The following is a 24,372-nucleotide window of genomic DNA, read 5'->3' on the forward strand; positions in this document are numbered from 1 at the left end:
GGGGCGCCCGCGCCTCAGGGGAGCCCGCGCCTCAGGGGCGCCCGCGCCTCAGGGGCGCCCGCGCCTCAGGGGGCGGCGGTCGCGCCTAACGCCGAGCCCAGCGCCTGCGTGAACGTGGTGTCGGTTGCCCGCACCGTCCCCAGGTGCTTCCAGCGAAGCACTCCGTCGCGATCGATCAGGTAGGACGCGGGGACGCCCAGCGCCATGTACAGCGTCTGGATGCGCTCGTCGGGGTCGAGCCAGATGGGGTACCGCATCGCGAAGTCCTTCTGGAAGCCCCGGATCGTTTCCTCCGTCCCCGCCGCGTCGACGCTGACTCCGATGATCTCGAGGCCGTCCTGGCGATGCTTCTCGTAGAGCGATTCGAGGTATGGAATCTCCTCGCGGCACGGGGCGCACCAGGTGGCCCACACGTTGAGCAGGACCACCTTGCCTCGGTGGTCTGCGAGCGAAGCGCGAGCGCCGTCGAGCGTCACCGCGGCGTAGGCCGGCGCTTCCTTGCCGACCTTCACCTCCGCGTTGCCGCCCGCCCCGGCCGCCCCGCATCCGGCAAGGATGGCGACCAGTGGCAGCATCCCCAGCTGAACGAACCGCCGCATCACGCGCCGCGCCCTGCGCAGAGGCGTCCCGAGCAAGCGCTGTCCGAGCAGGCGCTGTCCGAGCAGGCGCCCCTGATTGCGCCCCGGTGCCGACCGGCGTCCAGCGCGCGGGGCCGTCGTGTCTGGCCTGGCGGCCAAGCGTGCGTCCGTCATGGGAGCGCCTCGAGGCGATACCGGGCGACACGGACCTGTGCCGAATCGCCGGCCTGGGTCCAGGCGGCAATCAGCTCGCCGCCACGTCGCGTGATCTTCGGGAAGCCGCTGGCGCGCGCCCCCATGGACCTGGCCAGGACGATCGCCGCCCCCGCCGTCCCATCGCGACGCACGCGACGCAGACGGACCTCGGCGGCGGTGCTGTCGGTGCGCTCCAGCCATGAGACCGCGGCGCTTCCGTCGTCGAGCAGCTCCACATCCACACGCCCCGCCGGGTTGCCGTCGTCGATGCGCTGCGGCGCACCGAACGTCGCGCCGGCGTCGGTGCTGAAGGCGACCCGCACGCGCGCGGTGTCCTGCGCCCCCGTGAACCAGGCGATGACGACGGTGTCGCCGCGCGAGGCCAGCGCCGGGCCGTTCACCGGGCAGGCCGCGATCTGCCAGTGGTCGTCGTGCACGATGGCCGGCTCGGTCCACCGTCCGTTCTCGCGGCGCACCACGGCGATGTCGCGCACCTCGTCCACCGTGCGGTCGCGGTAGGCCACCACCGGCCCGCGCGGGGTGAGCGTGGCCGCCACCTGGCAGCAGTCGCAGTTGCGGGTGTCGAGCAGGCGTTCCTCGCCCAGCGTGCCGTCAGCGGCAACGGATGTCGTGGCCACGTGCATCGCGCGCATCGACTCGTCGCCCGTCGCCGTGCCGCGCCCGTCGAGCCAGGCGGCTTCCACCCCGCCGCCCGCCGTCGGCCAGACGGCCACGAAGCCGTGCTCGGCGGCCACCCCGTCGCGGTGCAGGATGCGCCCGTCCGACCAGGTTCGTCCCGCGTCCACCGACTGCGTCAGCATCACGTCGTAGCTGTACCGGCCGCCGGGGCGGCGCTGCAGCCAGTGCGCGAACAACGTCCCGTTGTCGGCCACCGTCACCGAGGGAAAGTCGGCCCAGTTGACGAAGAAGTCCGGCCGCTCGGCGATCGTTCGGGGGGCGCTCCACGTGTCGCCGGAAAGCGTCGCGTAGCGCAGCGCGTAGGTCGAGTCGCTGCGCCGCTCGAGCCACGTGAGGTGCACGCCGCCGTCGGCGTCCGACGCGAGGAACGGTTCCCCGCTCGGGATTGCCGCCGGCGTAGGGAGGGGGACCAGCGCGCCCGCGTCGGTGGCCTGCTGCTCGGGGCGGCATCCCGCCAGGGCGGCGAGCAGGAGGGCGAGGGAAAGTCGCGTCGTCATGCGGGAAATCTGCCGGTCGGGCCTCCGGAGCGTCAACGCCGCGCGGCGACGTCGTTGCGGAACACGTCGCCTCCCTTCATCACGAAGCGGACGTGCCGCGTGGCCGCGATGTCGCGCGTCGGGTCGCCTTCCATCGCGACCAGGTCGGCCCACAGCCCGGGCTTCACCATGCCGATGCGGTCGTCCATCCGCAGGACCTTCGCCGTCACCGACGTTGCCGTGCGCATCGCCTCGAGCGGCGTCATGCCGTAGTCGACCAGGAGTAGCAGCTCGCGGGCATTGTCGCCGTGACTGAAGACGCCGACGTCGCTCCCGTTGCAGATCGTGACGCCGGCCGCGCGCGCCAGGCGGAAGCTCTCGCGCTTGGCACGGATCCGCGCCGGTTCCGGGTCGACCCCCTTCTTCCACCCCGCGTACTGCTGCGTGGCGTCGCCCGCGGCCAGCGTGGGACAGAGGGCGACCCCCCGCTCAGCCATCAGCTTGAACACCTCGGCGGTCCCCCCGTCGCCGTGCTCGATGTTCGCCACCCCCGCCAGGGTGGCGCGTCGCATCCCCTCGGCGCTCGCCGCGTGCACGACGACGTGGCGTCCGCTCGACTCGGCGATCTCGACCGCGGCGCGCAGCTCGTCCTCCGTGAAGCCGGGGCGCGCCTCGCCCGAGGGGCCCCACCGGTAGTCCGCGTAGATCTTGATCCAGTCGGCCCCGTGCTTGATCTGGTCACGCACCGCGCGGACCAGCTCCTCGCGATTTCCCACCTCCTCGGCGCCTTGCAGGATCTCGACGTCGTTGGCGAAGGTGCGCGGTCCGTAGCTTCCGCGTCCGACGATCGCCTTGGTGGTGACGAGGAGGCGCGGGCCGGGGAGGATCCCCTGGTCGATGGCCTGCTTCACGCCGACGTCGGCGTAGCCGGCCCCCTCGGTCCCGAGGTCGCGGAGGAGGGTGAAGCCCGCCTGGATGGTCGCGCGCACGTGATTGGTGGCGCGCGCCACGCGCAGGGCGGTCGGCTCGCGCAGGACCTGGTCTTCCCAGGTGGTCTCGTTGTACGGGTGCAGCAGGATGTGCGAGTGCGCCTCGATGAGTCCCGGCGTGAGCGTGAGGCCGGGGAGGTCGATGACGCGGGCCCCCGCCGGCACCTTGACCTCACCCGCTGGTGCGACCGTCTCGATCCGATCGCCAACCACGACGACGACCATCCCCTCGCGCGCCGCGTCGCTGGCGCCGTCCCAGACGCGTGCCGGGCGCAGGACGGTGGCCTGCGGAGCCCTGGCGCCGCCTCCCTGTGCCGGGAGGGGGCCGGCGGCGGCAGCCACCAGGGAGCAGGCGGCTGCGCACGCGATGGCGATCGGGGGGAAGCGACGGGGCAAGCTGCCTAACGCGATGCGCGGGGTGGGCATGGTGGCCGGGGCGATGAGGGTCAGGCGAGGGGCGCGGCGTCGTCGCCATCCGCGCGCGGCGCCGCGGGGCGCGCGAGGACCGGGATCTCCGTCACGCCGCCGGAGACGATGAACGCCATCATGTCCGAGCTGTTGGTATCGAGACGGGTGACGGCCGACGTGGGGAAGAGGTACATCTGCCCCGAGAAATTGTAGGAATGCGGCATGTACACCGAGACGTGGCCCGGCATGTCGAGCTGGTTGAGCGCGTCCTGCGTCACGAAGCCCAGGGCGCGCGCGTTCCCCCCGGGGAACAGGTCGACGACCACCGGCTTGTCGAAGCGGCGCTTCTCGCCGACGAAGGCATTCACCAGGTCGCGCGTCGAGGAGTAGAGCAGCCGCACGAAGGGAAGGCGCTCGAGGAGGTCGTCGAGGGCGGTGATGAGGCTGCGCGTCAGGAAGCTCGAGGCGAGGAAGCCGAACAGCGTGATCACGGCGAGCGAGACGGCGAAACCGGCCCCCGGAATGGGGAGCCCAAGCCACCCGTCGATCGTCTTGAACACCACCACGACGACGTACGCCGTGATCACGACCGGGGTCAGGAAGACGAGCCCCCGGAAGAAGTAGCCCAGGATGCGGCGGGCAAAGCCCTCCGCTGCGGTCTTCGGGCGCACCTAAGCCGACACAGCGAAAGATGCCCGCTCGACCGGGAACCCGGCTTCCTGCCATCCCTGGATGCCGCCGCGCAGGTTGGACACGTGGCGCACCCCGCGCAGCCGGGCCAGGCTGGCTGCGATCGCCGATCGTCCCCCCGACTGGCACTGCATCACGAGGTGCGGCGCGTCGGCGAGCGTCGGCAGCGATTCCGGCAGGCGGCCCAGTGGGGCGTGGCGTGCACCCGCGAGATGCCCGGCCTGGAATTCATCATGGGCCCGTACGTCGATCACGGTCGCGCTTCCCGAGGCCATCCATTCGGCGAGCGTGTCCGGATCGACCTGCGGGATGGCATCGAAGTGCCGGCCCTGTGCCTCCCATCCGGTGAACGCGTCCGCGCCGAACCAGCCGGCCACGCGGTCGAGGCCGATCATCGCCAACTCGGCGGCCGCGGCCCGGGCCGCCGCGTCGTCCGTGCTGTCGGACAGGAGGTAGAGGTCGCGATCGTAATCGGCCAGCCACCCTGCCCATCCGACGAACGCCCGGTTGAACGGGACGTTGAGCGTGCCCGGGATGAAGCGGTTGGCCGCGACGGCGGCGCTGCGGATGTCGAGCACGAGGGACCCGCTGGCCACGACGTCGGCCAGCGCGGTCGCGGCGATGTGCGACGGCGTGGGGAGGTGGCCCAGCAGGGCGGGCCCCGCACGATTGAGCCGCTTCATCACCGCGAAGTAACGCGGCGGGTCGGGCTGCCCCTCGAGCACGGCCTCGATGAACGACGCCTCGTCGGCAACCTGCAGCGCCCAGTTGGCGACCTTCTCGTAGCCTAACGTGGTCTGCGGAACGGCACCCAGCGCCTTGCCGCACGCCGATCCCGACCCGTGGCCCGGCCACAGCTGCAGGTAGTCCGGGAACCGCTCGGTGAAGCGGCGCAGCGACCGGAAGAGCTGCGCGCCGCCGGCGCGCATCGTCCCCTCGATGTTGGCGGCCCGCTCCAGGAGGTCGGGACGCCCCACGTCGCCCACGAAGATGAAGTCGCCGGTGAACGCCCCCACCGGGTGCGGCGCGGCGGGGGTGTCGGTGAGGACGAACGTCAGGTGCTCCGGCGTGTGTCCCGGGGTGTGGACGACGTCGATCCGCAGGTTGCCCACCATGAACGTGTCGCCGTCGTGCAGCAGGCGCGCGCCATCGCCCGCCGCGAAGGCGTACTGCCAGTCGTCGCCTCCCTCGGCGGAGAGGAGGAGGCGGGCCCCCGTGCGCCTCGCCAGCTCCCGGCTCCCCGACAGGTAGTCGGCATGGATGTGCGTCTCGGTGACGTGCGTGATGCGCAGTCCCTCGCTCGACGCGGCGGCGATGTACTGGTCGGCGTCGCGATTGGCGTCGATCACGAGCGCCTCGCCCGTTCGCTGGCAGCCGACCAGGTAGCTCGCCTGCGCGAGTCCCTCGTGGTAGAATCGCTTGAGCAGCATGGGTCCCCTCGAAAGCTGGCGGCGCGTCGTTCGCGCCCTGACCGAAAGGTGCGCAGGCGGCGTCGCGCGAGGTAGGCCCTCGGATCCTCGGTCAATCGTCAGGAGACCTTCGATGCAACGCAGCACCCGGGTGGCCCTCGCCGCCATGACGGCGTCCCTCTGCCTCGGCACCGGCGCAACCGCCGGCGCCCAGGGGCGCAAAGCGCTCACCCAGGACACGTACGATACGTGGCGCCAGATCCAGGGGGCGGTGCTGTCGCCCGACGGGCGGTGGGCGATGTACACCCTCACCCCGGTCGTGGGCGACGGCGACGTCGTGCTGCGCGAGACCGGCGGGACCAGGGAGCGCCGCCTTCCGCGCGGGTGGACGGGACGCCCCGTGACGAGCGTGGTCGTGGACTCGCCCTTCGTGGCGCCGCAGCCGCAGTTCACCGCCGATTCTCGTTATGCGGTCTTCCTCGGCTACCCGCCCCAGGCGCAGTACGACCAGGCGAGGCGCGACAAGCTCCCCGCCGCACGGCAGCCCAAGGCCATCCTCTCCATCGTCCCCCTCCAGGGCGACAGCGTGGCCAGCATCCCGCGCGTGCGGTCGTACCGCCTGCCGCGCGAGTCGGGGCGCGTCGTGGCCTACCTGCTGGAGCCGGACGAGGCGCCGCGCGACACGGCGGCGCCGGCGACGGCCGCCGGCCGGCCGGCGCAGCGCAAGACGTATGGCTCCACGCTCGTGATCCGCGACCTTGCCACCGGCAACGAGGCGCGTATCGCCGACGTCACGAGTTACGTGGTGGATGACAGCGGGCGGTACCTGGCATACGCCGTCGCCTCGCGCACCCCGCAGTCCGATGGAGTGTACCTGCGCCACCTCGCCACGCAGCAAACGGCCACGGTGATGGCGGGCGAGGGAGACTATCGCCAACTCGCCATGGACCGGGCGGGGACGCAGCTGGCCTTCGTCTCGAATCGCGATGAATACCGCGAGCCCAGGCCGCGGCACGTGCTCTACTACGCGACCATGCGGGCCCCAACGCCGGTGGTCGTGGCCGCCCCCGGCGCGGTGGACGGGTTGAACCCGAGCGACAAGGCGCCGGTGAGCTTCACCCGCAGTGGCGATGCGCTCACCTTCGGCGTCGCGGCGCCGCCGCTCGACAGCATCCCGGCCGATTCGCTGGCCGACAAGGCGGTCTTCGACCTGTGGCACTGGAAGGACCGCCGGCTGCAACCACAGCAGAGGGTGGAGGCCAATCGCGACCGCGACCGGGCGTGGACCACGGTCTACGTCCCGCGCACGAAGCGAATCCTGCGCCTCGCGAACGATACGATGCCGCAGGCCCAGCTGTCCGACGACGGGCGCGTGGCCCTGGTGACCACCAACGTCCCCTATGCCGTCGAGGCGATGTGGGGAGAAGGAGGGACCGACGTCTACGTGGTCGACGTCACCAGCGGAACGGTCACCCCTGTGGCCCGGCGCCAGGAATTCAACGCGCAACTCTCGCCGGGGGCCCGGTACGTCACCTGGTACGGTGACGGGAGGTGGAGCGCGTACCAGGTCGCGACCGGACGCACGATCGACCTCACCGGTGCGATCCGGGGGGTGCGCTTCGACGACGAGACGTGGGACTCGCCGAGCACGCCGCAGCCGTACGGCATCGCGGGGTGGACGCGTGACGACCGCTCGCTCCTGGTGTACTCCCGCTTTGATGTGTGGGAGGTCGATCCGTCGGGGGCGCGGCCGCCACGCGTGGTGACCGACTCGGTCGGCGTACAGGAGAAGCTGGTGTTCCGTCTCGTCGACCTCGATCCCGACGAGCGCTGGATCGACCCCGCCCAGCCCCTCCTGCTCCGCGCCTTCGACGACGAGAACAAGGGGAGCGGCTTCTATCGTGACCGGCTCGGGGTGACCGCGGCGCCGCAGCGCATCGTCTTCGGCGACCGCAGCTACGGCACGCCGCAACGGGCGCGGAAGGGCGGGCAGTACCTGCTCACCCAACAGACGCTGCGCGAGTTTCCCGACCTCTACACGGGGGCCTCGCTCGATGCCGTGACGCGCATCAGCGATGCCAACCCGCAGCAGGGAGAGTATCGCTGGCCCACGGTCGAACTGGTGCGCTGGACGAGCGCCGACGGGATCCCGCTCAAGGGGCTCCTGTACAAGCCCGACGATTTCGACGCGTCCCGGCAGTACCCGATGATCGTGTACTACTACGAGACGCTGAGCGACGGCTTGCATACCTACCATGCGCCGACGGGGCGCAACGTGATCAATCCCGTCGTCTATACGTCGTTGGGCTACGTGGTGTTCTTCCCCGACATCACCTACGAGATCGGCTTCCCGGGACCGAGCGCGATGAAGAGCATCGTCCCCGGGGTGAAGTCGATCGTGGCCCGCGGCTTCGTGAACCCCAAGGCGATCGGCCTCGCGGGGCAGAGCTGGGGCGGGTACCAGACCGCCTACCTCATCACCCAGACCTCGATGTTCGCCGCCGCCGTCCCCAATGCCCCGGTCGCCAACATGACCAGTGCCTACGGCGGAATCCGCTGGGGGACGGGGCTTGCCCGCGCCTTCCAGTACGAGAAGACGCAGTCGCGCATCGGCGGCTCCATCTGGGAGTACCCGATGCGTTACCTCGAGAATTCCCCCCTCTTCCACCTCGATCGTGTCACGACCCCGGTCTTCTTCATGCACAACGACGCCGACGACGCCGTCCCGTGGTACCAGGGGATCGAGCTCTTCGTCGGGCTGCGACGGCTCGGGAAGGAGGTGTACTTCATCTCGTACAACGGCGACGTGCACAACCCGCGCAAGCGCGCCAACCAGAAGGACATCGACCTGCGCATGCAGCAGTTCTTCGCCAACAAGCTGCAGGGGGCTCCGGCACCGGACTGGATGGTCCGCGGCATCCCCTTCCTCGAGAAGGGGCGTGACCAGCTGAACCGCTCGCCCGACGTCCCCCGTTAGCCCCCTGACCTAACGAGTCCCCGTCTCGCGCGGCGGGACGGTGCGGAGGTGCGCGTACAGCGCCCGGAGCTCGTCATCGGTCATTTGTGCCGTGTACTTCACCGGCATGAACGGATCGATGACGGAGCCGTCCGGGCGCTTCCCTTCGCGCAGCGCGGTCACGAAGTCCTGCTCGCTCCACTGGCCGATGCCGGTGGGCGTCAGGTTGGCCGCCGGCTTGAACGAGGGTGGCGTCCCCGGCACGTGCCCACCGGACAGCCCGGGGCCATGACATCCGGTGCATCCGCCGACGGTCGCCAGGTACGCGCCATACTCGGCGGTCGCCCCCGCCGGAGGCGTCCGGCGCGTGATCCCGTCGTGCGGCACCAGCTCGGACTCGTTCATCAAAGGCAGCTGGCCGGCGACGTACAGGAGGCGGCCGAGCGGGCGCACCACGCTGCCGCGGCTCGGCCGGTCCACCGGCGGCGCTGTGCGCAGGTAGGCGACGATCGCCGCGACGTCCTCGTCGGAGAGGATGTTGAACGACGTCGTCGGCATGAAGCGCAGCGGCGTTCCGTCGGGGCGCACGCCGTGCCGGATGGCCCGCACCAGCTCCGCGTCGCTGAGCGCCGACAGCACACCGCCGGCCCCGCTGGTGATGTTCGGGGCAATCAGCTGCCCGATCGGACCGGCATCGACCGCCAGCTGGCCACCGAGGTCGGCGCCATGACAGTCCACGCACTTGGCGATGGCGATCGCCAGGTGTCGTCCTCGCGCGATGGAGGCGGAGTCGGTGCGGATGACGGGTTCGCTGTCGTGGACGGCGATCCGGCGCGACATGCGATATGAAGAGAGTGCAAAGACACCTCCCGCGACGAGCGCGACGAGGAGGACGGCGCCCAGGAGCGCGCGGCGGATGAATCGCATGCGGGTGCCTCTCGCGGGTTGGGAGGTGAGCGATCCGGGGCGCGGCCTCACAAGGCGGATTACGCTCGGCGCTCTTGGACGGTTTCGCACCGATCGCCCGATGTCTCGTCGATTCGTACATTGTCCGCATGCACAACGTGATCGAGGTCGAGGCGCTCCGGAAGGTTTATTCGTCCGACGGCGGGAAGCGTCGCCGAGTCGCGCCGCCTCACGCTCCGGCGACGAATGCCGCGCCGTCGGCGATGGCGGCTCGTCCGGGCGTGGACGGCGTGGTGGCGCTCGACCGGCTCGACCTGGCGGTGCGAGCCGGGGAGTTCTTCGGGCTCCTGGGGCCGAACGGGGCGGGGAAGACCACGACCATCGGGATCCTGACGACGCGCGTGATCCCCACGTCGGGGCGGGCGCTCGTCGCCGGCCACGACGTCACCACGGCGCCGGCCCGCGTGCGGCAGCACATCGGCGTCGTCCCCCAGCGTCCCAACCCCGATCGCTCGCTCACGTCACGCGAGAACCTCGTCTTCCACGCGGCCTACTTCGGCGTGGACTTCGAGTCGGCGGAGCGTCGGGCCGGCGAGCTGCTCGAACGGCTGCGCATCGCCGACAAGGCCGACGCCCGGGTCGACGCGCTGTCGGGGGGGCAGCAGCAGCGGCTCATGATCGCACGCGCGCTCATCCACGAGCCCGCGGTCATCTTCCTCGACGAGCCGACCGTCGGCCTCGACCCGCAGGCGCGCCTGGACCTGTGGGACATCCTGCGCGACCTGCACGCCCAGGGACGCACGATCGTGATGACGACGCACTACATGGAGGAGGCGGACCAGCTGTGCGAGCGGCTCGCGATCGTCGATCGCGGGCGGCTGCTCGCCTGCGACACCCCCGACCGCCTCAAGGCGCGCGCTCCCGGCGGGACGCTGATCCAGCTGACGCTCGAGGGCGATGCGGAGGCGCTGGTGGAGCGCGTCCTCGCCGTCCCGGGGGTCGTGCGCGCCGAGTCGCATGGCGGCACACTTCACGTGTACAGCCAGCGCGCGGGCGAGTCGATTCCGGCGCTCATCGCGGCGGCGCAGGGCGACGGGCAGGTGGTCACGAACATCCACCTGACGCGCCCGAGCCTCGAGTCGCTCTTCATCTCCATGACCGGGAGGAAGCTGGATTGAGCACCGTACTGCAGCTGAGCGAGCGGCCGCCGGTCTCGGCGGCGGCCGTCTTCGCCGCCCTCCTGCGCCGCGACGTGCGCGTGGCCCGCCGCGAGCTCCCGTCGTTCCTGGTCCGCACGATCATGCAGCCGGTGCTCTTCCTGATCGTCTTCGGCTACCTGCTCCCGCGGATGGGCTTCATCCGCAGCGGCTACACGTCGGCGCTCCTGCCCGGGATCATCGCCGTCTCGCTCACGCTGTCGTCGGTGCAGTCGGTGGCGCTCCCGATGGTGCAGGACTTCGGCTTCACGCGGGAGATCGAGGACCGCCTCCTGGCGCCGGTCCCGATCCACCTGCTCGCGATCCAGAAGGTCGTGTCCGGGGCGCTGCAGGGGGTGATCGCGGCCCTCGTCGTCCTCCCGATCGCCCGCGTGATCATGGGGCCCATCGAGGGGTTGCACCTGGCGAATGCCGGCCTGGCGCTGGGAGTCACCCTGCTGGGCTCCACCGTCTTCGCCGCGCTGGGGCTGGTGATCGGCACGGTGATCTCGGCCACCCAGATCGGCCTGATGTTCTCGATCGTCATCGCCCCCATGCTCATGTTCGGCTGCGCCTACTACCCGTGGCGCGGGCTCGACGCCGTCCCCGCCTTCAAGTACGGCGTCCTGGTGAACCCGCTCGTGTACGTGGCCGAGGCGATGCGCGGGACGATGACGCCGTCGCTCCCGCACATGCCCCTGCCGGTGGCCTGCGCGGCGATGCTCGCCCTCGCGGCGCTCTTCCTGTTCATCGGCGTCCGGTCGTTCACGCGGCGGGCCATGTCGTGACCGCGCCTGGTGTGCGGGGGACTTTCGTCCCCTGCTATGTTTCCATCCCATGACCAGCACCCGAATTCCGGCCACTTCCCCGGGCGCCGAGCCGGCGCCCCCGGCGCCCTCCTGGACGATCGAGGACGCCAAGGACCTCTACAACATCGAGGGGTGGGGCGCGGGCTTCTTCGATATCAACGAGCGTGGGCACGTCGTCGTGCGCCCCGACCCGGACGCACCCGAACGGTCGGTGGACCTCTTCGAGATCGCCCTCGACCTCGAGGCACAGGGAGTCCCGCTCCCGGTGCTCCTCCGCTTTTCGGACATCCTCAAGCGGCGGATCGAATCGCTCAGCGAGGCCTTCGCCAACTCGATCCGCGAGTTCGAGTACACGGGCGGCTACACCACCGTGTACCCGATCAAGGTCAACCAGCAGCGGCACGTGGTCGAGGAGATCGTCGAGTTCGGGCAGCGCTACGGCGTCGGCCTCGAGTGCGGCTCCAAGCCGGAGTTGCAGGCCGTTCTCGGCCTCTCGGCCACCACCGAGCACATCATCATCTGCAATGGCTACAAGGACGAGGAGTTCATGCGCCTCGCCCTCATGGGACAGAAGCTCGGGCACAACGTCTTCATCGTGATGGAGCAGTTGAGCGAGCTCGATGTCCTCCTGCAGGCGGCGCGCGACCTCAACGTCACCCCGCGCGCCGGTGTGCGCATCAAGCTGGCCGCCGAGGGGGCGGGGCGCTGGGCCCAGAGCGGGGGCGAGAAGTCCAAGTTCGGCCTCAACACGGCCGAGCTGATGAAGCTCATCGACCGCCTGCGCGACATGGGGCAGCTGGACATCCTGCGCCTGGTGCACTTCCACCTCGGGAGCCAGATCACCGACATCCGCTTCATCAAGGCCGGGCTGCAGGAGGTGTCGCGCTATTACGCGGAGCTCCACAAGCTCGGCGTGAACATCACGCACGTCGACGTGGGCGGCGGACTGGGGGTCGATTACGACGGCACGAACTCGGTCAACAACGCGTCGGTCAACTACACGATCCAGGAGTACGCCAGCGACGTCATCTACGGCCTGGCCGAGACGTGCCGGGGCGCCGATCTCCCGATGCCGCACATCGTCAGCGAGTCGGGACGCGCCCTCACGGCACACCACGCCCTCCTCCTCCTGCGGGTCATCGACGTCGAGTCCCAGGCCGAGCCCCCGCTCCCCGATCTCACCGACGACGATCATGTCCTCCTGCACGAGATGGTGGAGGACTACAGGTCACTGGCGCGGAAGAAGCTTCCCAGGCGCAAGGTGGTCGAGATCTTCCACGACGCGTCGTTCGACAAGGAGCGCGCGCAGCAGCTGTTCAACTCCGGCGTGCTGTCGCTGCGCGAGCGGGCGATGGCCGAGACGATCTACTTCGCGACCATCAACCGCATCGCCGACGTGATCGCCGACAACCGCGAGGCGTACGACGAGATCCTGAAGGAGGTCGACGCCGCGCTCGTCGATCGCTACTTCTGCAACTTCTCGCTCTTCCAGTCGCTCCCCGACAACTGGGCCATCGACCAGCTCTTCCCCATCATGCCCATCCACCGCCTGAACGAGCGGCCCGACCGGCGGGGGACGTTGCAGGACGTGACCTGCGACTCGGACGGCAAGATCGACCGCTTCGTCGGTGGCAAGGACGGGCGCCCCAGCCTCGAACTGCACCGCTATCGCGAGGGGACCGACTACATCCTGGGGATCTTCCTCACCGGCGCGTACCAGGAAATCCTGGGCGATCTCCACAACCTGTTCGGCGACACCAACGCCGTGCACATCCGCCTGACCGACGGGGGCTACGAGCTGACCGACCTGGTGCACGGCGACACCGTGACCGAGGTGCTCAACTACGTGCAGTTCTCGGCGTCCAACCTCCTGGCCACCTTCCGTCGGAAGGTGGGGGCGGCCAGCGGGATCACGCGACAGGAAGCCAACACCTTCATCGCGGAGTACGTGGCCGGGCTCGAGGGGTACACGTACCTCGAAGGGGAGGCGGCGAGGTAGCGCGGGCGGCGGGGGGCGGGGGACTGGAGAAGAAAGCGGCGCCACGAGGGCGCCGCTTTTCGTCGGAGGTCATGGGGGGCACGACAGGGGGCGTGCCCCTTGGCGCGCGGTGGGAGTGCCGGTGTGCCGTGCCGTCGTGCGCACGCCCGTCTCCCGGCGCGTCTCCTACCCCTCGAACCGCGCCGAGACCGCCTTCCAGTTCACCACGTTCCACCACGCCGCGATGTAATCGGGGCGGCGGTTCTGGTACTTGAGGTAGTAGGCGTGCTCCCACACGTCGATGCCGAGGAGGATGTCGCCCGCCGAGCGGCCGTCCATCAGCGGGTTGTCCTGGTTGGGCGACGAGGTGATGCTGAGCCGCTTGCCGTCCTTCAGCAGCCACGCCCACCCGGAGCCGAAGCGCCCGGCACCGGCAGCCGCAAACTGCGCCTTGAACGTGGCGAAGTCGCCGAACGAGGCGGCAATCGCCTGGGCCAGGGCGCCGCTCGGCTCGCCGCCGGCGCTCGGCCCCATCAACTGCCAGAACAACGCGTGGTTCCAGTGTCCGCCACCGTTGTTGCGCACCGCCGTGCGAATGTCCTCGGGGACGCCGGCCAGGTTGCCGAGCAGCGCCTCGAGCGGCTTGTCGTGCAGCGCCGGGTGCTTGTCCAGCGCGGCGTTGAGATTGTTGACGTATGCCTGATGATGCTTGCCGTGGTGGATCTCCATGGTCCGCGCATCGATGTGTGGCTCGAGCGCATCGAACGCGTAGGGTAGCGCAGCCAGGGTGTGTGCCATGAGATTCGCTCTCCCGTAGGGCTTGAGGGGGCGATCCGCGCCGCAAACGTGCGCGCGGGTCGCTTCCTCAAGTAAATCGCGGGGAGCGGGAGTGTGAAGCGCCTCCGTCCCCATTCGCCGCGCTCCTCGCTCCTCATGCGTCACCGCCCGTGTCGCGGACGCCCGCCACGGCGCATCCGTCGGGGTGCGCCCTTGCCCGCGCGAGGCCTCCGGTCCAGACTCCCGCCCCATGCCCGATCGCCCCTTCCGTCCGCTGGTGTTGCACGTCGTGACCCATACGCACTGGGATCGCGAGTGGTATCGGACGGCGGAGGAGTTCCGGCTGGGGCTGGTGGAACTGGTCGACGAGGTCCTCGACGGCGAGGCCGGCCCCCACTTCCTGCTCGATGGGCAAGGCATCGTCCTCAGCGACTACGTCGAGGCGCGTCCCGAGCGCGAGCGCGACCTGGTGCGGGCGCTGCGCGCCGCGGCGGTGGAGGCGGGGCCGTGGTTTGTCCTGGGCGACAACCTGATCCCCGGCGGGGAGGCACTCGTCCGCAACCTGCTCGCCGGACGACGCGAGGTGATGCGCCTCGGGGGGACGCCCCCGTCGGTGCTCTACTGCCCCGACGCGTTCGGCCACCCCGCCGCGCTCCCGCCGTTGGCCGCGGGATTCGGACTGTCCGTGTGCATCGTGTGGCGCGGCTACGGCGGCGCGCCGTGGCCCGACGGTGACACCGCGCGCTGGCGGGGGAGCGACGGGAGCGAGGTCCTGCTGTACCACCTCGCCCCCGATGGCTACGAGCTGGGGGCGAACCTGCCCCCGTCGCCCGAGGCGGCGCGCGCCCGGTGGGTGACGGTGCGCGGCATCCTCGCGCCGCGCGCCACGTTAGGCATCGCCCTCCTTCCCAACGGCGCCGACCATCACGCCGTGCAGGCGCGTCGTGCGGAGGCGCTTGCGGCGCTGTCGGCCGTGGCGGCGCCCGATGCGGTGATCCCGGGGACGCTGCAGGAGTTCGCCGATGCCCTCGTCGCGCGCGCGGCTGGCGTGGCGCTCCCCGTGATACACGGCGAACTCCGCACGTCGCCCGACTACGCATGGTCGTTGCAGGGGACCCTCGCCACGCGGGCGGCGCAGAAGCGCGCCCATGCCGTGGCCGAGCGGCTCCTGGTGCACCACGTCGAGCCGCTCTCCGCACTGGCGTGGTGGCGCGACGCGCACTCGCGCCGCCACGAGGGGCGCCTACTCTGGCGGACGCTGCTGGCCTGCCAGCCACACGACACGCTGTGCGGCTGCTCGAGCGACGCCGTCGCCGGGGCGATGGACCACCGGCTCGGCATCGTGATGCGCGCGGGACGGCTCGCCGCCCGCCGCGCCGCGCTGGCGCGCCTCGGGCACGATCCGGCGGGCGCGCGGCGCGTCGCCGACGACTGGGCGCCCGTCGTCGTCCTCTGGAACCCGGTCCCCCGCCCGCGCGGCGGCATCTGCGAGTTGGAGGTGGACGAGCCGCTGGGGCTGGTGGCCGTCGGGCCGGGGTCCGCTGGCCAGGCGCTCCCGCTGGCGCCAGCGCGTGGAGGGCGCCTGGGGAAGGGGATCGTCGCCCAGCAGGAACTGTCGCGCGAGCTGGTGCATGTGCGCGAGGAATCGCCGCGGCACTACCCGCGGAACAGGCTCGTCCTTCGGCGTCGCGTGCTGGCGGCGGTCGAGGAGGTCGAGGGGATGGGGTTGCGGTCGATCCCCATCGAGCGCGGCCGCGCGCGCGCGCGCGCGGTGGAGCATGCCGTCGTCGCCACCGCCGATTCGCTCGACAACGGCCGCTGCCGGGTCTGGGTGGACGAAGCCCGGGCGCTCTGCATCGCCACCGCCGGCGGCGCGGTGCTGCACGACGTGCTCGGCCTGGAGGTCGTCGGCGACCGCGGCGACCTCTACACGCACTCGCCGATCGAGGGGACGGCGGCGCAGGGGCGCATCGTGCGCCATCGTGTCGTCCGCCGCGGGCCGCTGCGCGGCGAGTTGCGCCTGTCGATGCGCGCGACCGTGCCCGCGCGGTCGCTGGTGACGGCCACCGGCGTCGCCGTCAGGCGCGGTGCCACGCCGGTCACCGTCACCGTCGATGTGCAGCTCGACGCCGGGGCAGCGTGCGTCGTCTTCTCGGTACACGGGGAGCACCGGGCCGCGGACTGCCGTGTGCGGCTGACGACACGAACCCGCCTGCAGGCTCCCGACGTGTGGGCCGACGCCGCGTTCGGAGAGGTGTTGCGACCGCCGGTCGCCGCCGCGGATGCGATCGGGGCGGGGAGGGCGGGCGAGGGCGTCGTGCGCACGGCCCCGCTGCATCGCTACGTGTCGCTCTACGCGAGGGATCGCGGGGTGACGCTGTTCGGCGACGGGCTGGCCGAGTACGAGGCCATGGGCGACGGCACGATCGCCGTCACCCTCGTGCGCGCGGTGGGAGAGCTGTCTCGCCACGACCTCCCCGAGCGCCCCGGGCACGCCGGGTGGCCGGTCGCCACCCCGCAGGCCCAGTCGCTCGGTCCGTTTGCCGCCCGCTTCGCGCTGCTCGCCCACGGGCCGCGCACCGACGCCGTCCGCTGCACGGTGCGCCGGGCCATGGAGGATTTCCTCCTGCCACTGGTGGGCGAGACGTGGGGTGCGGCGACGTCCCCCCCCGCCACGGTGCCGGGCCTAGCGTTGCGCGGCGAGGGGCTCGCCCTCTCCAGCTGCAAGGAGGGCGAGGATGGCCGCTCCCTGGTGCTGCGGTGCGTCAACCTCCTCGACCGGACGGTGGAGGGGGCGTGGCAGCTGGCGGGAGTGCGGCAGGCGTGGCTCGCGCGCCTCGACGAGACGCCGCTCGGGGCACTCGACGTGCGCGGCGAGCGCGCGGCGTTTCACGCCCCGCCGCGCGCCGTGGTGACGGTGCTGCTGAGGCGCTAGCGCTCCATCGCCGTCCGCGGCATGCCGGGGAGGTCGGCGACGATCGCCCCGGGCGTGTCGCGGTCCGTCAGCTGCCTGAGCGAACCAGGGGCGCCCCCCCCCGCGCCCGGCGATCGCCACCGGACGGCGCACGCCGACATGCGCCGCAGGGGCCGGAGTGCCGAACTCGTCAGGTGCGCTCGCCGAGGTGGCCAGCGCCGTCGCCAGCCAGCGAGTCGCGCAGCGCATCACCCAGCACGGTGCAGGCCAGCACCGTCGCGATGAGCGCGACGCCGGGGGCGAGCGCCACCCACGGCGCGGTCACGATCAGGTCGCGCCCTCCCGCGATCATGTTGCCCCAGCTGGGCGTGGGAGGCTGGATGCCGAGGCCGAGAAAGGCGAGTCCGCTCTCGAGCAGGATCGCGTTCCCCACCCCCAGCGTGAGCGCGACGATCGCGGGGCCGAGGGCGTTGGGAAGGACGTGGCGCCACAGCACGCGCCACTCGCTCGCCCCGGCGGCCCGCGCCCCCTCCACGAACGCGCGCGTGCGCAGCCCGCGCACCTCGCCACGCACCAGTCGGGCGACGCTCATCCACCCCGTGAGCGCCAGGACCACGACCACCGTCGTCATCCCCGGGCGCCAGAGCGTGGCACACAGGAGGAGGAGGATCAGGCGCGGCACGGCGAGGAGGGTGTCGCACAGCGCCATCGCGGCCCGGTCCACGAGGCCGTGCCACCATCCGCTCGCCGCGCCGACGACGATCCCCACCAGCGTCGCGAGGAGCGATCCCACGATCCCGACGGCCAGCGAGATGCGGGCCGCGAGGAGCATGCGGACGACGATGTCTCGCCCGAAACGATCGGTGCCGAGTGCATGCAGCCCGCCCGCCGCGTCGCGCGCCATCGGGGCGACGAGGCGCGCGCCGGCCACGTCGCCGATCGCGAGCGGGTCGGCGGGGTGGAGCGACGGGACGACGATCGCGAGGATCGCGAGGACGAGGAGGGCGGCCAGCGCGCCGCGCGCGGGGCCCGTCATCGGCGGCGCGATCGGGCGAGCCGGGTCATCGCCGCCTCGGGTCCAGCAGGTGCAACGCGACATCGGCGAGGGCGTTGGCCGCGATCACGAGCGCCGCGTAGGCGATCGTCGCCCCCATCACCACCGGGTAATCGCGCGACGCGATCGCCGACAGCATGGCCCGCCCCATCCCCGGCCAGGCGAAGATCCCCTCCACGAACACCGATCCCGCCACCACGCCGGGGAGCGCGAGGGCGAAGAGGACGACCAGCGGTGGCGCCGCATTGGCGAGGACGTGCCGCCCGAGGACGCGCCGCTCGCCGAGCCCCTTCGCCCGCGCCGTCCGGACCAAGTCACTGCCGGCCAGGTCGAGCGCGGCGCTTCGCGCATAACGAGCCATGCCGGCGGCGCCGATCGCCGTCAGCACGGTCACCGGGAGGATCGCGTGGCGCGTCACCTCCACGGCGGCGTCCCAACCCGTCGCGGTCGACGCCGGGCTGCGCACGCCGAACGCCGGCAGCCGCAACCATTCGGGGAAGCCCCACCACGATGCCCCCGACGTGAACAGGGCCACCAGCGCCAGCGCCAGCCAGAAGCTCGGGGCCGCGAAGATCGAGATCCCGACGATCCCCAGGACGCGGTCGGGCCACCGGCCACGCCGTGCCGCCTGGTACAGGCCGACGCCGACGCCGAGGACGAACGTCAGCGCCAGCGAGGTCCCGCCCAGCCCGAGCGAGACGGGGAGCGCGCGCGCCAGGACCCGCGTCACCGGTTCCCGGAGCGCGAACGAGTCGCCCAGGTCGCCCCGCAGCACGCCGCCCACCCAGCGTGCATATTGCTCGGGGATCGGCCGGTCGAGCCCGAGGGAGCGGCGCAGTCGCGCGACCTCGTCCGCCGAGGCCGAGGGCGAGACGAGGAGGTCGGCCGCATCCCCTGGAGCGAGGTGGACGACGAGGAAGGTGAGCGAGACGACGAGCCAGAACAGCAGCAGCGCCTCGACGCCACGTTGGATGAGCGTGCGCACGCCGTCATAATGTGGTGCGCATCGCCCGCGTCAACGCCCCGTCGCCGATGGCTGCTGCGTGCGCTCGCGGCGCTCCCCGCGCTCGCCGCCGCCGTGCCGGCGGCCTGCGCTCCGGCCGCCGATCGCCTGCCGGCGGCGCCGGGGGACGTGGTCGTGCTGGCCTCGGGCGCCGACCTCGAGTCGGCGAACCCGCTGGTCACCGTTCACCCGATGGCGCGTCAGGTGCAACGCTTCGCGCTCTTCGTCACCCTCACGCAGGTCGACTCGGCGTTGCGTCCCATCCCCTACTTCGCCCGGCACTGGCGATGGAGCCGCGACCGTCGGGCCCTGACCTTCACCCTCGAGCGCACCCTGCGCTGGCACGACGGGACCCCGACCACTGCCCGCGATGTCGCCTTCACCCTCGAGGCGGCGCGCGACCCGGCCACCGCGTCGCCGCGCGCGCCCGACCTGGAGTGGCTCGAGCGGGTCGAGGTCCTCGACGACTCGACGATCACGCTCATCGCCCGGCGCCCCCTCGCCGGGGTGCCGGCGGTCCTGGCGGAGCTCCCCATCGTTCCCGCGCACCGGCTGGCGGGGGTCAAGCGCGACGCCTTCCGGCGCGATGCCTTCGCCACCGCTCCGTTGGGCAACGGTCCCTTCGTGTTTCGCCAGCGGCGAGCCGGCGAGCGATGGATCTTCGACCGCAACCCGGACTTCCCCGCGTCGATGGGCGGGGCGCCGCGCATCGGGCGGCTCGTCGTCGCCGTCGTCGACGAGCCGACCACCAAGTTCGCCGGGCTCGTGAGCGGTGACCTCGACATGGCCGGGATCAGCCCGACCATGGCTCCGCTCGTCGCCCGCGACCCCACGCTCGCCGTCCGGTCGTACCCGGTCACCTTCTCCTACGCCCTGGTCTTCAACACCACGCGTCCGCCGTTCGACGACGTGCGTGTCAGGCGGGCCGTGAGCGCCGCCATCGACCGCGAGCGCATCGTGCAGGTCGCCCTCGCCGGGTTCGGGACGCCGGCCACGTCGCCCGTCCCCCCGGAGCACCCCCTTGCGGCTGGCGGTGCACGGCACGCGCCACCCCCCGACCCGCAAGGGGCCGAGCGAGCGCTCGACGCCGCGGGGTGGCGCCTGGCCCCCGACGGCGTGCGCGTGCGCGACGCCATTCCCTTGCGCGTCACGCTCCTCACCGTCGGGAGTGGTGACAACGCCCTCGAGCAGCTCGTGCAGGGTGACCTGCGCCGCGTCGGCATCGCCGTCGAGATCCGCCAGCTGGAGCTTGGCGCCTTCCTGGTGGAAGCGCGCGCGGCGACCAAGCGCTTCGATGCGCTCGTCACCGGCATCCCCGGAGACCTCGCGCTCGGGCACCTGGCCGGGATGTTCGACGGCGCCCAGCGCGGCGGGGCGCTTGACTACGCGGGGTATCACGATCGTGCGCTGGATGCCGCCTTCGCCGCGACGCGCTCCGCCAGCGACGAGGCGTCGCTCCGTGCCGCGTGGGACGACGTACAGCGTCGCCTCGACGCGGCCGCCCCCGTGGCCTGGCTTTACCATGCGCGCGGCGTCCAGGGGGTGAACCGGCGGCTGCGCGGCGTCCGGTTCGACCTCCGCGGCGAGCTCGCCACGCTGCACGACTGGACGATCGCCCACGGCGGCGGCGCGCCATGACGCTCCTCCTGTCGCCAGTCGCCCTCGCGGACCGTCGCCCGCTGGCGCTCGGTCCGCTCGCGTCGCTCGCGCAGTCGCTGCGCGGCGACCTGGCGCCGCTGCTCGGCACCGGCGCGCCGTGGATCCCGGCCGAGAAGGCGCGCCTGACGCGGGTCGGGGGGCGCTGCCCCCGGCACGGCGTCCTGCTCGACTTCGACCCCGCGTCGCCCCGCGCGCATCGCTGTCCCGAGTGCCACGAGGCGTATCGCGAGGAGGAGCACTATCGCTGGTGGATCATGAACTACCAGCTCTGGCTCGCCGAGCGCGCCGTGCACGCGGCCTCGCTGCATGCGCTGACCGGGGACCCCGCCGCCGGCGCGCTGGCCCGCGACATCCTCCTCGGCTACGCCGCTCGATACGACGACTACCCGAATCGCGACAACGTCCTCGGCCCCACGCGCCCGTTCTTCTCCACGTACCTCGAGTCGATCTGGCTCCTGCAGCTGGCGATCGCGCTCGACCTCCTCGAAGTGCAGGGGGGGCGCGGCGCGCTGGGCGACGAGGTGCGCGAGCGGCTCGTCCGCCCCAGCGCCGCGCTCATTGCCTCGTACGACGAGGGGATGTCGAACCGCCAGGCCTACAACAACGCCGCGTTGGCGGCGGCCGGCGCACTCCTCGGCGACGACACCCTGGTGGCGCGCGCCATCCACGGCGGCTCGGGGGTGGCGGCGCAGCTCACCACCGCCCTGCTTGCCGACGGGACCTGGTACGAGGGCGAGAATTACCACCTGTTCGCGCATCGCGGGCTCTGGTACGGCGTCACGATCGCCGAGGCCCTGGGGGCGCCGCTCCCCGAGGAGGGGCGCCGGCGGTTCGCCGAGGCCTTTGCCACCCCGTTCGCCACGGCGCTCCCCGACTTCACCTTCCCGTCGCGGCGCGACTCGCAGTACCGCGTCTCGCTCCGGCAGTGGCGGATCGCCGAGAGTTGCGAACTGGGCGTGGCCCGCGGTGATGACCCCCGGCTGCTCGCGGCCCTGGCCGCGCTGTACGGTGGGCCCGCGCCGGAGGGCGACACCGGGCGGGCGCGCTCGACCGCCGACGCCGAGCGCAATGTCGCACCCGTCCGCCTGACGCGTGCCTCGTTAGGGTGGAAGTCGCTCCTGTTCGCGCGCGGTGCGCTCCCCCGGCTCGCCGCCCGCCCGGCCGAGTCCGTGCACCTGGCGGGGCAGGGGATCGCGGTCTTCCGGCGCGACGATGCCCGCACCTTCATCGCCCTCGACTATGGCGAGTCGGGCGGCGGGCACGGTCACCCGGATCGCCTCAACCTCTGGCTCGTCGTCGGGGATGCCCGGATTCTCGAGGACGTGGGGACGGGGTCGTACGTGGACCCCACGCTGCACTGGTACCGCAGCACGCTGGCGCACAACGCGCCCCTGGCCGAAGGGCGCTCGCAGTGGCGCAACTCCGGCGAACTGTCGGCCTGGGACGAGCGCCCCGGCGCCGGCGGCATCGTCGCGGCGCGCGCCACCATCGCCCCGGGGGTGGTGGTGCAGCGCACCGTCGTGGCGATGGAACCGTACCTGCTCGACGAGGTGCGGTGGCACGCCGATCGGATCATCACCTTCGACCTCCCGATGCACGTGGACGCGGAAATGGACGGCGCGGCGCGATGGGGCGAGGCGACGCTGGCCGGAGGGAAGGGGCAGGAGGATGGCTTCGATTTCGTGACGAGCGCCGAGTACCTCCCCGGCTCGGGGCAGCGCGCCTTCGAGGCGCACGCTGGCGCGGCCGCGGTGAGGCTCTGGACGCACGCGGAGGCGCCGCACGAGTGGTGGCGATGCGTGGCCCCGGGGCCGCCCGGCGAAGGTCCCCGGCGCTTCCTGTGCCTGCGCGCCCGCGCGAGCGAGGGGTGCATTCGCAGCGTGTGGTCGTGGCGTGGGGAGGTGGCGTCGGCATCACTCGACGGCGCCGCCGCCGTCGTGCTGCTGTCGAACGGGGCGCGGCACGAGCACCGGCGTCTCGAGGGAGACGGCGGGGGGGAGTGGCGGATCGTCGTCGCAGCGGATGGCGCCACCGTCGCCCACGCCTTCGCCCTCGCCCCCGCCCAGGAGGAGGCGACGGCCGGGCAGGCGCTCCCGTCCGACGCCCCTTCGGCAGCCGACGGCGCCCCGCCGCCCGCCGCGGAAGGCGGCACGCGTGCCGCCGGCCATCGGGCCGATGGAAGAGCGATGTTCACCCTTCGCCCCACCCATCACCTCCCAGCCGAGGCGGGGACGCTCGACCAACTCCTGACGTCGTTCGCCGACGCGCGTGGCGCTCCAGGCGTGGCCACGTTCCGTCTCGGGCGCGATCACTACCGCCGTTCGGAGCAGGATTGGGAGGCGGCCGGGCGCCCGACGGCGGACGTCGCGGTGGCCGCGACCGGCGACCGGATCGTGGTCGACATCAGGGTCCCCGATCCCTCCCCCGACTTTGCCCCCCGGCGCGACGAGAACCCGCTCGACAACGAACACCCCGACATCAACTCGGATGGCGTCCAGCTGTACCTCGGCGCCCTCCATGGGCGCGCCCGCTATTACTCGTGGATCCTCGTCCCCGAAGGGGGGAGGGGGAAGGTCCGCGTGACGCCACGGGCCGCCTTCGGCCCCCCGGCCACCCTCGACGCCTCGGCGCGCCTAACGTCGACCGGGTGGTCGCTCCGGGCCACCATTCCGCGGACCGCCGTCGTGGTCGCGCCGTCGCAAGGCTTCACCCTCGACGTCATCATCAACGAGATTTCACCCGGTCGCGAACGCCGGCGGGGACAGCTCGTCCTCTCCGGCGGCGAGGGGGAATGGATCTACTTGCGCGGCGACCGGCAGGACGCCGACCGCGCCTTCGTGTTCGAACTCATCGATGACTGAATCGCTCCTTCACCACGTCCGCGTGGTGCTCTTCGAACCGCAGGACCCCGTCAACATCGCCGCCACCGTGCGCGCGATGAAGAACATGGGGGTGCGGGACCTCGTCCTCGTGCGCCCGGTGGAGGTCACCGCCTATCGCCTCGAGGGCATCGCCCACGACACCTACGATGTCATCGAGCGCATCCGGACGGTCGATTCGCTGGATGAGGCCCTCGCGGATTGCGTGCACGTGGCCGCCTTCACCGCACGCCGGCGCCGCCACAAGTGGGACCTCGCCTTGCCGCGCACGATGGCGACCAGGCTCCTGGAGAAGGTCCCCGACGGACCGGTGGCGGTCCTCTTCGGCCGCGAGGACCACGGCCTGCCGAACGAGGCGCTCGACCGGGCGCACACGCTGGTCACGATCCCCACCACGGCGCACGCCTCGCTCAACCTCGCCCAGGCCGTGCTGGTGGCGCTGTACGAGTTGCATCTGGCGGCCGGTGACGCGACGCGCGTCGTGGCGCCGCCCCGGCACGATGCGCCCCCCGCCAGTGCCGAGCAGTTCGAGCGCCTCTTCCAGGATGTCGAGCGCGCGCTGGCGGCGATCGACTTCTTCAAGACGCGTTTTCGGGACCACATCATGCGGAGCATCCGCTCGCTCTACTTCCGCGCCGCGCCGGATGCCCGCGAAATCGAGCTCCTGCGGGCCATGAACATCGAGGTCGTGCGCACGATGGATCGCATCCGTCGCCAGGGGGCGGCGGGGAGCGAGTCGGTCGCCCCGGCGCTCGGTGGTGACGCCGCGCCGCCGCCCGATGCATGATCGTGTGACC

At 72.0% G+C, this 24,372-nt stretch carries 17 protein-coding genes; 8 read left to right on the top strand and 9 right to left on the bottom strand.

Translation table 11 applies throughout. The features are described 5' to 3' along the window. Positions 1–65 precede the first annotated feature (65 nt). From ABS52_14545 to ABS52_14565, 5 genes are all read right to left on the bottom strand, one after another. Positions 66–752 (bottom strand): hypothetical protein, encoded by a 687-nt coding sequence (locus tag ABS52_14545; protein ID ODT02230.1) that lies wholly within the window; start codon positions 750–752, stop codon positions 66–68. Further along, positions 749–1,969, bottom strand: a complete 1,221-nt coding sequence (locus tag ABS52_14550; protein ID ODT02231.1) for a hypothetical protein — start codon at positions 1,967–1,969, stop codon at positions 749–751. Before ABS52_14550 ends, ABS52_14545 begins: the two co-directional genes overlap by 4 nt. A 32-nt stretch (positions 1,970–2,001) precedes the next feature. Beyond that, on the bottom strand, positions 2,002–3,282 hold the full coding sequence (locus ABS52_14555; protein ODT02263.1) for an amidohydrolase: 1,281 nt from the start codon (positions 3,280–3,282) through the stop codon (positions 2,002–2,004). Between the two features lie 101 nt (positions 3,283–3,383). Then, positions 3,384–4,016 (bottom strand): hypothetical protein, encoded by a 633-nt coding sequence (locus ABS52_14560; GenBank protein ODT02232.1) that lies wholly within the window; start codon positions 4,014–4,016, stop codon positions 3,384–3,386. Next, complete coding sequence (locus ABS52_14565) at positions 4,017–5,465, bottom strand: Zn-dependent hydrolase (protein ODT02233.1); 1,449 nt, start codon at positions 5,463–5,465, stop codon at positions 4,017–4,019. Positions 5,466–5,595: 130 nt separating this feature from the next. Between ABS52_14565 and ABS52_14570 the strand changes: the two genes are divergently transcribed. Then, on the top strand, positions 5,596–8,421 hold the full coding sequence (locus ABS52_14570; protein ID ODT02234.1) for a hypothetical protein: 2,826 nt from the start codon (positions 5,596–5,598) through the stop codon (positions 8,419–8,421). A 9-nt stretch (positions 8,422–8,430) separates the two neighbouring features. On the opposite strand, the gene ABS52_14575 is transcribed toward ABS52_14570, so the two are convergent. Then, complete coding sequence (locus tag ABS52_14575; protein ODT02235.1) at positions 8,431–9,327, bottom strand: hypothetical protein; 897 nt, start codon at positions 9,325–9,327, stop codon at positions 8,431–8,433. A gap of 242 nt (positions 9,328–9,569) precedes the next feature. On the opposite strand from ABS52_14575, the gene ABS52_14580 reads away from it, so the two are divergent. The 3 genes from ABS52_14580 to ABS52_14590 all read left to right on the top strand — a co-directional run bounded on the left by ABS52_14580 (position 9,570) and on the right by ABS52_14590 (position 13,310). Beyond that, positions 9,570–10,484, top strand: coding sequence for a hypothetical protein (locus tag ABS52_14580; protein ID ODT02264.1), 915 nt, complete (start codon positions 9,570–9,572; stop codon positions 10,482–10,484). A 14-nt stretch (positions 10,485–10,498) separates the two neighbouring features. Then, positions 10,499–11,290 (top strand): hypothetical protein, encoded by a 792-nt coding sequence (locus ABS52_14585; protein ODT02265.1) that lies wholly within the window; start codon positions 10,499–10,501, stop codon positions 11,288–11,290. Between the two features lie 64 nt (positions 11,291–11,354). Then, positions 11,355–13,310 carry an arginine decarboxylase gene (locus tag ABS52_14590; protein ODT02266.1) on the top strand — a complete coding sequence of 652 codons (1,956 nt, stop codon included), beginning with the start codon at positions 11,355–11,357 and terminating at the stop codon, positions 13,308–13,310. A 165-nt stretch (positions 13,311–13,475) separates the two neighbouring features. On the opposite strand, the gene ABS52_14595 is transcribed toward ABS52_14590, so the two are convergent. Then, positions 13,476–14,087 carry a superoxide dismutase gene (locus ABS52_14595; protein ODT02236.1) on the bottom strand — a complete coding sequence of 204 codons (612 nt, stop codon included), beginning with the start codon at positions 14,085–14,087 and terminating at the stop codon, positions 13,476–13,478. Between the two features lie 229 nt (positions 14,088–14,316). On the opposite strand from ABS52_14595, the gene ABS52_14600 reads away from it, so the two are divergent. Then, complete coding sequence (locus tag ABS52_14600) at positions 14,317–17,001, top strand: hypothetical protein (protein ODT02237.1); 2,685 nt, start codon at positions 14,317–14,319, stop codon at positions 16,999–17,001. A gap of 169 nt (positions 17,002–17,170) precedes the next feature. Here ABS52_14600 and ABS52_14605 read toward each other — a convergent pair whose 3' ends face one another. Beyond that, the gene (locus tag ABS52_14605; protein ODT02238.1) at positions 17,171–18,016 is read right to left on the bottom strand and encodes a hypothetical protein; all 846 of its coding nucleotides are present in this window, start codon (positions 18,014–18,016) and stop codon (positions 17,171–17,173) included. A gap of 25 nt (positions 18,017–18,041) precedes the next feature. Then, on the bottom strand, positions 18,042–19,019 hold the full coding sequence (locus tag ABS52_14610; GenBank protein ID ODT02239.1) for a hypothetical protein: 978 nt from the start codon (positions 19,017–19,019) through the stop codon (positions 18,042–18,044). 9 nt (positions 19,020–19,028) lie between these two features. On the opposite strand from ABS52_14610, the gene ABS52_14615 reads away from it, so the two are divergent. The 3 genes from ABS52_14615 to ABS52_14625 are packed head-to-tail and all read left to right on the top strand — an operon-like array spanning position 19,029 to position 24,362. Then, positions 19,029–20,675, top strand: coding sequence for a hypothetical protein (locus ABS52_14615; GenBank protein ODT02240.1), 1,647 nt, complete (start codon positions 19,029–19,031; stop codon positions 20,673–20,675). Further along, complete coding sequence (locus tag ABS52_14620) at positions 20,672–23,557, top strand: hypothetical protein (protein ODT02241.1); 2,886 nt, start codon at positions 20,672–20,674, stop codon at positions 23,555–23,557. The genes ABS52_14615 and ABS52_14620 overlap by 4 nt, the downstream gene beginning before the upstream one ends. Continuing rightward, the gene (locus ABS52_14625; protein ID ODT02242.1) at positions 23,550–24,362 is read left to right on the top strand and encodes a hypothetical protein; all 813 of its coding nucleotides are present in this window, start codon (positions 23,550–23,552) and stop codon (positions 24,360–24,362) included. Before ABS52_14620 ends, ABS52_14625 begins: the two co-directional genes overlap by 8 nt. Positions 24,363–24,372 lie beyond the last annotated feature (10 nt).

Source organism: Gemmatimonadetes bacterium SCN 70-22 (assembly GCA_001724275.1).
GTDB lineage: Bacteria > Gemmatimonadota > Gemmatimonadetes > Gemmatimonadales > Gemmatimonadaceae > SCN-70-22.

Excerpts from the sequence above, each read along its gene's own strand:
- ABS52_14545 (ODT02230.1), bottom strand. The coding sequence starts at position 752 with ATGACGGACGCACGCTTGGCCGCCAGGCCAGACACGACGGCCCCGCGC.
- ABS52_14550 (ODT02231.1), bottom strand. The coding sequence starts at position 1,969 with ATGACGACGCGACTTTCCCTCGCCCTCCTGCTCGCCGCCCTGGCGGGA.
- ABS52_14565 (ODT02233.1), bottom strand. The coding sequence starts at position 5,465 with ATGCTGCTCAAGCGATTCTACCACGAGGGACTCGCGCAGGCGAGCTAC.
- ABS52_14575 (ODT02235.1), bottom strand. The coding sequence starts at position 9,327 with ATGCGATTCATCCGCCGCGCGCTCCTGGGCGCCGTCCTCCTCGTCGCG.
- ABS52_14580 (ODT02264.1), top strand. The coding sequence starts at position 9,570 with ATGGCGGCTCGTCCGGGCGTGGACGGCGTGGTGGCGCTCGACCGGCTC.
- ABS52_14595 (ODT02236.1), bottom strand. The coding sequence starts at position 14,087 with ATGGCACACACCCTGGCTGCGCTACCCTACGCGTTCGATGCGCTCGAG.
- ABS52_14600 (ODT02237.1), top strand. The coding sequence starts at position 14,317 with ATGCCCGATCGCCCCTTCCGTCCGCTGGTGTTGCACGTCGTGACCCAT.
- ABS52_14605 (ODT02238.1), bottom strand. The coding sequence starts at position 18,016 with ATGACGGGCCCCGCGCGCGGCGCGCTGGCCGCCCTCCTCGTCCTCGCG.
- ABS52_14615 (ODT02240.1), top strand. The coding sequence starts at position 19,029 with ATGTGGTGCGCATCGCCCGCGTCAACGCCCCGTCGCCGATGGCTGCTG.
- ABS52_14620 (ODT02241.1), top strand. The coding sequence starts at position 20,672 with ATGACGCTCCTCCTGTCGCCAGTCGCCCTCGCGGACCGTCGCCCGCTG.
- ABS52_14625 (ODT02242.1), top strand. The coding sequence starts at position 23,550 with ATGACTGAATCGCTCCTTCACCACGTCCGCGTGGTGCTCTTCGAACCG.